This is a genomic window from uncultured Bifidobacterium sp. (genome assembly GCF_963540075.1).
In the GTDB taxonomy this organism is placed as follows: domain Bacteria; phylum Actinomycetota; class Actinomycetes; order Actinomycetales; family Bifidobacteriaceae; genus Bifidobacterium.
In genome coordinates this window covers 1-7683 of record NZ_CAUTOG010000055.1, presented here as the reverse complement: position 1 = coordinate 7683, position 7683 = coordinate 1, and the positions used below count along the sequence as shown (strand labels likewise).

Annotated in this window: 5 protein-coding genes; 3 read left to right on the top strand and 2 right to left on the bottom strand. The window is 66.2% G+C overall.

Annotated features, from left to right (window positions below; all coding sequences use genetic code 11):
• From RWX87_RS06120 to RWX87_RS06110, 3 genes are all read left to right on the top strand, one after another.
• The coding region (locus tag RWX87_RS06120; protein ID WP_314688665.1) for a DUF3427 domain-containing protein at nt 1–1743 on the top strand (1743 nt) is incomplete at its 5' end.
• A gap of 301 nt (nt 1744–2044) precedes the next feature.
• Nucleotides 2045–2956: a hypothetical protein gene (locus RWX87_RS06115; RefSeq protein ID WP_314688663.1), complete on the top strand. Its 912-nt coding sequence runs from the start codon at nt 2045–2047 to the stop codon at nt 2954–2956.
• Nucleotides 2957–3186: 230 nt separating this feature from the next.
• Nucleotides 3187–5244: a hypothetical protein gene (locus tag RWX87_RS06110; protein ID WP_314688661.1), complete on the top strand. Its 2058-nt coding sequence runs from the start codon at nt 3187–3189 to the stop codon at nt 5242–5244.
• Between the two features lie 62 nt (nt 5245–5306).
• Here RWX87_RS06110 and RWX87_RS06105 read toward each other — a convergent pair whose 3' ends face one another.
• Nucleotides 5307–6008 carry a peptide deformylase gene (locus tag RWX87_RS06105; RefSeq protein WP_314688659.1) on the bottom strand — a complete coding sequence of 234 codons (702 nt, stop codon included), beginning with the start codon at nt 6006–6008 and terminating at the stop codon, nt 5307–5309.
• A gap of 147 nt (nt 6009–6155) precedes the next feature.
• Nucleotides 6156–7538: a phosphoglucosamine mutase gene (gene glmM / locus RWX87_RS06100; protein ID WP_314688658.1), complete on the bottom strand. Its 1383-nt coding sequence runs from the start codon at nt 7536–7538 to the stop codon at nt 6156–6158.
• Between the last annotated feature and the right edge of the window lie 145 nt (nt 7539–7683).

The window sequence follows — 7683 nt, the reverse complement described above, 5'->3', positions numbered from 1 at the left end:
TACATCGTCGACGCCCTGCAGATCTACGGACAGGCCGACGTCCCCGTACGCGGACTCATGTTCTGCAGCCGGCGCGACGAGGCCCATCGTCTCTCCGAACTGTTCAACCAGCAGTTCAACCAGCAGGCGGAACGTCTCTACCGGACGCGGGCAATCGACGGCGGGACGCCCCAGAACGAACGTCAGCAGGCCATCGACGATCTCGAGAACGGACGCCTCGACTACCTGCTCACCGTGGACCTGTTCAACGAGGGGATCGACATCCCCTCCATCAACCAGATCGTCATGCTTCGGCAGACGGAGTCCAGCATCATCTTCACGCAGCAGCTGGGACGAGGCCTGCGCTGGACGGCCGGCAAGGATTCCGTCGTCGTCATCGACTTCATCGGCAACTACGCCACGAACTATCTCATCCCCATCGCCCTCTACGGAAACACCGGGGATCGCGACAGAGCGCGGCGCAACATGCAGAGGAACGTCATAGGACTGAGCTCGATAAGCTTCGATCCCATCGCGCAGAAGAAGGTGCTGGAATCTCTGGCGACGGCCGATCTGTCGAACATGACGCTTCTCACCGACAGATACCGGGATCTGAGATTCGAGCTCAACCGCATCCCGCTGCTGATGGACATCCAGAACCACGATCCCTCGCTGGTGACGACGATGGCGATGAAGTCCAGGAACTATCTGGCCTTCGTCCGATCTCGCGAAGCCAGCCTGGGAAGAAAATCCACTCGCCGCGACATGTGGCTGCCCGGTGCAACGACCCCCGAGCAGGAGGGGGTGCTGACGATGCTCACTGCGGTGCTCCTGCGGGGTCTACGGCCACATGAGGCTCTGGCCCTCGCGGAGCTGTGCGGAATGCCCCGTGACGCCGACGGTGATGATATGACGTCCGGCCGTCGCCGCCTTCCATCTCCCGTTCCCATCATCACCGACCGGGGCGTCGCCATGCAGGAGCTGCATGATCACCTCGCCAGCGAATTCCCGACGGCCGATGATTCGGACGACCAATGGCATTCGGCTCTATCCGTCCTCGAGTACACGTATTTCACGGCACCCAACAGAAAACGCTTCCGGAACACGCCCGTGATCCACCGGGAGGAGAACGACCGAATCCGACTGACAGACACGCTTATCGAATGGATTCGCGGGAACGACACCTTCCGGACGTTCTTCCTCGACACCCTCCGCGCCTCCCTGGCGAATGCTCACGGGCTTCTTGACAACCTTCCGCGTAAGGACATCTCCGCCTGCGGGTTCATTCGCGGGGAGAAATACGGCATCTTCGACGTCATGCGCCTGTGCGGATGGTCCTCGGAACAGGTCGCACAGAACGTCGGCGGATATAGGCTGGATCTGCTCACCTCGACGCTCCCGATCTTCATCAAATACGCGACCAGCCAGTACGAGGACAGGTTCCTCGATCCGTCACGCATCCTGTGGTACAGCAAGAACAACCGCAATCTCCGTTCTCCGGAATACCAGTGGCTGCTCGACGGAACGCAGGGCACGTCGGCTTGGACCGGCACGCATATCGTTCCCGTCTTCATCAGACGCAAGGCCGAGACGAATGAGACGGGATACTACTTCGTCGGCATGGCGTCCCACATCGCCGACGCCCATGAATCCGTCAACAGGCATGAGGGCACGAACAACCGCGTCGTGATCTCCACTCTGACGCTCGACCGTCCGGTGCCACCGGATCTCCTCGAGCATCTCACCGGAACGCGTACCTTCTGACGATTCTCAGTCGCTTGCTCCTTGCCACCCATCACAGGAACCTCCGAGCATCATCAGAATCCGGCGCACGCCACGCACCTCCAGACACTCCTCCATTTCTCCACCCCTGACCCCTCATCCCTACCCCTCCCCGAGAAGCACGCCGAGCCAGATGAACGCCGAGCGAATTCCGCATGGCGCAATGGCCAAAACCGGCGAGACGCCGACCCTGTCCGGTTGGGACTATCTAGGATGGGCCGTGGAACGTGCGCGTTCCCCCGGAATGACGCACGACACCGCAGCGGAACCGCCGGGAGAGCGAATGACGAGGAGCGTGACCGTCATGGTCAACAGGGACGAAACGCCGACGGAGGTCTTCCCCACCGTCACGACCGCGGGTCGTGCGACCGGCACCGGAATCCATGGAGCGGCATTCCTCGCCGCCCGGCGCGCATCCGCCCCCTTCTTGGCGGCTCCGCGTCCCCGTCGTCCGATTCCCGCCCATCGAATCGTGCTTCTCGTCGTGGCGATCGTGGCAGTCGCCGCACTGCTTGCCAGCCTCGCGCCCAACGCCATCGCGCGTCACCGCCTCGCCTCGGCCTGTTCGACGGCCCTGAATTCATGGACCGATCAGCGCGACCGCATCTCGGATCTCGTCTCGAAGGCCGACCGCACATCCGTGCGCGTCGCCGACCTCAACAAACTGAGCGTCACCGCCGGATTCGACGAGACATCCGAAGGTTCTTCGCTGCTCACGGCCGTCTCCCAGTCACGCAACCGCGCCGCCGGCGCGATGGCCGCCGGCGAGCCCGAATGCGCCTCCTGGTCCGACGTCTCCTCCATACGGTTCTCCACACACACCATGACCACCCGCGCCGACATGCTCGGCAACACCCTCACCGCCTTCGATACGCAACTGCGCGACTATCAGAAGGCCAGGGCCGCCTCCGAGCTTTCCTCCTCTCTGACCGCGGCCCGCATGCGCCTTGATGAGGCGATCGCAGCCGGGAACAAGGCCCTCGATTCGGCCGAGACCAATGCCGACGGAAGCACCGCATCCACGGCAAGAATCCTTTCGCTCAAGGCTCTGCTGGCCACGGGACGAAACATCGGCACGGGCGCCGACGCCCTGAAGGGGACCTCCCCCAGCGCCGCCGTCAAGAAGGCCGTGTCCACCCTCGACTCCACCGCCACGAAGATCTCCGACGCCGCGGCCGCACTGGGTCAGGACTGATCAGGGCGAGAGACGTCCTGACGGCGACCGATGTCGTCACAGGACCCGACTGACCCCGCACGCCGCCCGGCACGTCCGTCTCGCCCACGGCGGCTCCGACCATCGTCGGAGCGCGTTTCGTCTCTCCGCGGTCTGCGGACACACCCCGCACCGCCGTCAGGACCGGGATAAGGTGGAGCGTACGGCCAGCAGACGATTCATCACCGACGCTCACCAGGAACGAGGACATCATGCCGGACGATGCACGACATCCCTCCGGGGACGCGGCCGATTCGGGCGAGAAGGGCCCGGGGACGCCCAGAAGCGGGGATTCCTCTCACGACGCCGCACGCCGCAATCCCGTCCATGACGCGGACTCGCGTGACCCCGACTCCCATGCCGTCCCATCCCATGATGGGACACGGCACGATCAGACGCGGGATGACAAGACACGGCATGACAAGAGTCAGGACGACAGGACAGGGCACCATGCGGAAACGCACGATCCCGCCCATGCCGAGGACTCCTGGAGGGATCCGGACGAGTTCGAGAACCTCTGCGCCCTCTCCCCCGTCGCCGCCAGCGTCGCCCAGCTGCATCCCGCCGACCCCTCGCTGCGTCTCTCCGCGGACCCGCGCGAGGCGGTGCACGATCTCGAGGTCTTCGTCAGCCAGGTGATCGTCGGCATGGGAGGACTCGAGGGACCGACCTTCCTGTGGAACCATCTCATCCCGGACATCTGCACCATCGACGACGAGCACCGCCGCGACTGCGCGGTCGCCTCGCCCGAGGACGCGTCGGACATGATGGACATCCCGATGACCTGGTATTTCGAGGCGCTCGACTCCGCCATGGATGACGGGGAGAACGGGGACGGCACCGCGGACCACGGCACCACGGAGGACGCGACGGATGACGCGGGCGCCGGATCCGACCCGACCCCCGACTGGGACCCCGATGACGCCGACCTGCACGACGATGACGCCGGCACCGTCGACCTCCCCGTCTTCCGCATGGACACCCAGGCTCTGGCGGGCGTGGACGCGGTCGTCGGGAACGCCCTGTCAAGCTCGCGCTGGATGGATTCCGCCCGCAACCTCACCCTTGCCCTCGACGCCACCGTGGACTTCATCAGCCGGGTCAACGACGACGACAACGAGGTGTTCGACTACCTCATCCGGCTCATCCAGCAGATCCGTTTGTACTTCCACTCACTCGCCGAGCACGCCGGCACGGCCACCTCCGCGCAGGCCATGGCGATGCTCGTCGATGCCGCCTGCAGCGGCCCCATGCGACTCAACCCCGTGCAGCTGACGATGGTGCTCTCGTGCGGGCTGTCCTTCGCCCGGTGGGACGACACCCGCGTCATCGCCTATGACGCCCTCGCGCGCGCGACGCGCGCCATGGACGAGATGGAGGCCGGCGTCGACGGTTCCGCCCCGGACTCCACGGTCGTTCTGCGCGACGGCGAGACGCTGACCCTGCGGGCCTGCATGCGTCGGGCGCGCTTGCGCTTCGACCGTTCGGTGCTTTTGCTCCGCCACGACCTCCTGCGCCTGGGCGGGGAGGACACGGAGGCGGACCGCCTGCTGCTCGGCAACCGGGGTGTGCCGGCCATGGCGGACGCCTACGCCGCCCGGCTCGTCTCGCAGCAGCGCTGGGATGATCTCGCCCGGTTCAGCGCGGGAATCCTCAGGGATATGCCGGATATGGCCCCCGTTCTCTTCCCCGCGGCTTTGCTCCCCCGCGGATGGGAGTCCCTCCACGACATGGCCCTGGCCGGCGGCGGACGGATCGAGGAGCTGTGCGCGACATACCGTCGGCGCGTCGTCGACTCGGGTCCGCGGCGTCGACGCATGGACGTTCTCGACACGCTTCGGCGGATCAGCGGCAGGCGCTGGGAGATCCAAGTGAAGGCCATCGTGAGCGAGTACGCCGACGGGCGCGGGCGACGCGCCCGCAACGCCACATACGAACGTCTGCTGCTCGACAACGGGCTGGCCGAGGAGGCATGGCGCTATGTGCGACGCTTCCCGGGCGCCCGTCTCACCCTCGCCCCCGTCTTCGCCGACGCGCATCCCGAGGAGGCGAGGCATGCCATCCTCGGCGGCGTAGGACTGGACGGGCCGGAGCTGCAGGGTCTGGACGACCCGAAGATCACGGATTCGCGCATCATCCGGGCGATGAAGCGCTACGCCGGCGCCTTCGGCCGCCACGAGGCCGGTCGCCTCGCCGAGCGACTGCTCTCCCTCGGCTCCTCACGGAAGAAGCTGACCGGATGGCTGAAGGACTTCACCGACGACGACTGACCGGACCCGCGATCCGAATGCGGTAATCTGAATCCCCGCATCCCACGACGGCCCTCCGGGCCCTAGAGCTCGAACCCCAGCTGCTCCGCGGCCTCCTTGGGCACCGGATTCTCGCACCAGTAGTCCTCGAGGTTCTCGTACGTCGTCAGAGACCGTATCTCGGCCCCGTCGATGTACAGCTCGCCGCCGAGGTGGTCCGTTTCGTGCTGGAAGATGCGGGCGGGCCATCCATGCAGCCGCTCCTCATGGGACCTGCCGTCCTCGTCCTGCCAGCGGGCGACGATGTCCAGCCAGCGCCGACGCACGGCCTGATATCCGTCGAAGCTCAGGCAGCCCTCATAGAAGCTCCGCGTCTCCTCCCCCACGGGCTCGTAGGAGGGGTTGATGATGGCGTGGAACGGCAGTTCGGCGATCTCCCGAGGGTCGTCCGCATCATCGCGCATATGGTCCTCGATCACGGCGAAGGCCAGGCCCAGGCCGATCTGCGGAGCCGCCAGACCCACGCCGGGGGCCTCGAGCATGGTCGATCTCATGACCTTCACGAGCTTCGCCAGCGTCTTGGAGGACAGCTGGCCGTCATAGGCCACGGACTTCTGCCGCAGCACCGGCTCCCCCGCCTGCACGATCGGCAGGACGCCCTCCTTGCCGCCGGTGGCGATAAGCCGCTCCACCGCGGAGTTGAGCTCCGCGTCGATCCTCGCATGCGCGCCGAATTCCGTGCGCTTCTCCGTCTTTCCCGTCGTGGTCCTCTCCTCACTCCTCATGCCTTGACGTCGTTCGGCGCCCTGACTTAGCGCCTCTCCTATCCGGCGTTTCATCGCCCTTCTCGACGTCCCCTGCATACCGCATGCGATATACCGCACGCGTCGACATCTCGCATGCGTCGACGCCACGGGAATACCGCAGGACGGTCACAGCGCCAGTTCGCTGGCGACGACGTCGGCCAGACGGCGGCAGACCTCGTCGGCCTGCTTCTGGGTGGCGGCCTCGGCCATCACGCGCACCAGGGGCTCGGTGCCGCTGGGGCGCAGCAGCACGCGGCCGGTGTCGCCGAGCAGTCTGGATTCGCGCTCAACGGCGGCCTGCACCTTCGCGTTCGTGGGTGCGGCCAGCTTGTCGACATGCGGCACGTTGATGAGCTGCTGCGGCAGCTGCGGGAAGTCCGCCGCAAGCTGCTTGAGGCTCCGACCCGAACGCACGACCTCGTCGCACAGCGTCAGCGCGGTCAGCGTGCCGTCGCCCGTGGTCGCGAACTCGCGGTTGATGACGTGGCCGGACTGCTCGCCGCCGATCGAATAGTCGCCCCGCAGCATCTCCTCGAGCACGTAGCGGTCGCCGACGTTCGTCTGCGCCACCGAGATTCCCATGTCCTTCAGGGCGAGCTTGAGGCCCAGATTGCTCATCACCGTGACGACGAGCGTGTCGTGGTTGAGCTTGCCATCGCGCTTCTTCGCGCGGGCGAGGATGCCCATGATCTGGTCGCCGTTGACGAGCGTGCCGTCCTCGTCGACCGCCAGACAGCGGTCGGCGTCGCCGTCGAAGGCCACCCCCATGACGGCGTCCGAGGCGCGCACCATCGCCTGGAGCTGCTCGGGATGGGTGCTTCCCGCATTGCGGTTGATGTTGTAGCCGTCCGGGGAGGCGTTGATGACGTTCACGTCCGCTCCGGCCCGGCGCAGGGCCTCCGGGGCGACCACCGAAGTGGCTCCGTTCGCGCAGTCGGCGACGATCTTGAGACCGCGCAGAGGCTTGGGCTGGACCTTGTCCGATCCGATGGGAGCGATGGTGGAGACCAGGTGGTCGATGTACAGGTTGGTGGCGGTCACCATGTCATGGCTGATGCGTCCGACGCCGGCCCCCGTGGGACGCTCCCAGTCCTGTCCGAGGACGGATTCGATCTCGTCCTCCTTGGCGTCCGGAAGCTTGAAGCCGCCCCGTGCGAAGAACTTGATGCCGTTGTCGGGCATGGGGTTGTGGGAGGCGGATATCACCGCGCCCATCTCCACGTTGAGCACGGTGCTCAGATACGCGACGCCCGGAGTGGGGATGATGCCCGCGTCGATGACGTCGAAGCCCCCGGCGCTCATCCCCGCCGACAGCGCCGAAGCCAGGAAGTCGCCCGACACCCTGGTATCGCGACCGACCAGCGCACGACGACGACCCTCGGGACGGCCCTCCCCCGCGGAATTTCCCAGCACCCGCACAGCCGCATCCCCCAGGTCGAGCGCCAGACGCGCCGTCAGGTCCTTGTTCGCCAGTCCGCGAACGCCATCGGTTCCGAACATCCTCGGCATCGTAGCCATCCTTCGCTTCTATGGACGGGTCGTTGCGCACCCTGAGACGCCGACGCCGTCGTTTCTCCGCCGGCACCATCGTAGACGCGAGCGTCCGGCCCGCACCGCGTCGGACGCGCAAGCTGCCCGTTTCCCGCACATGCCG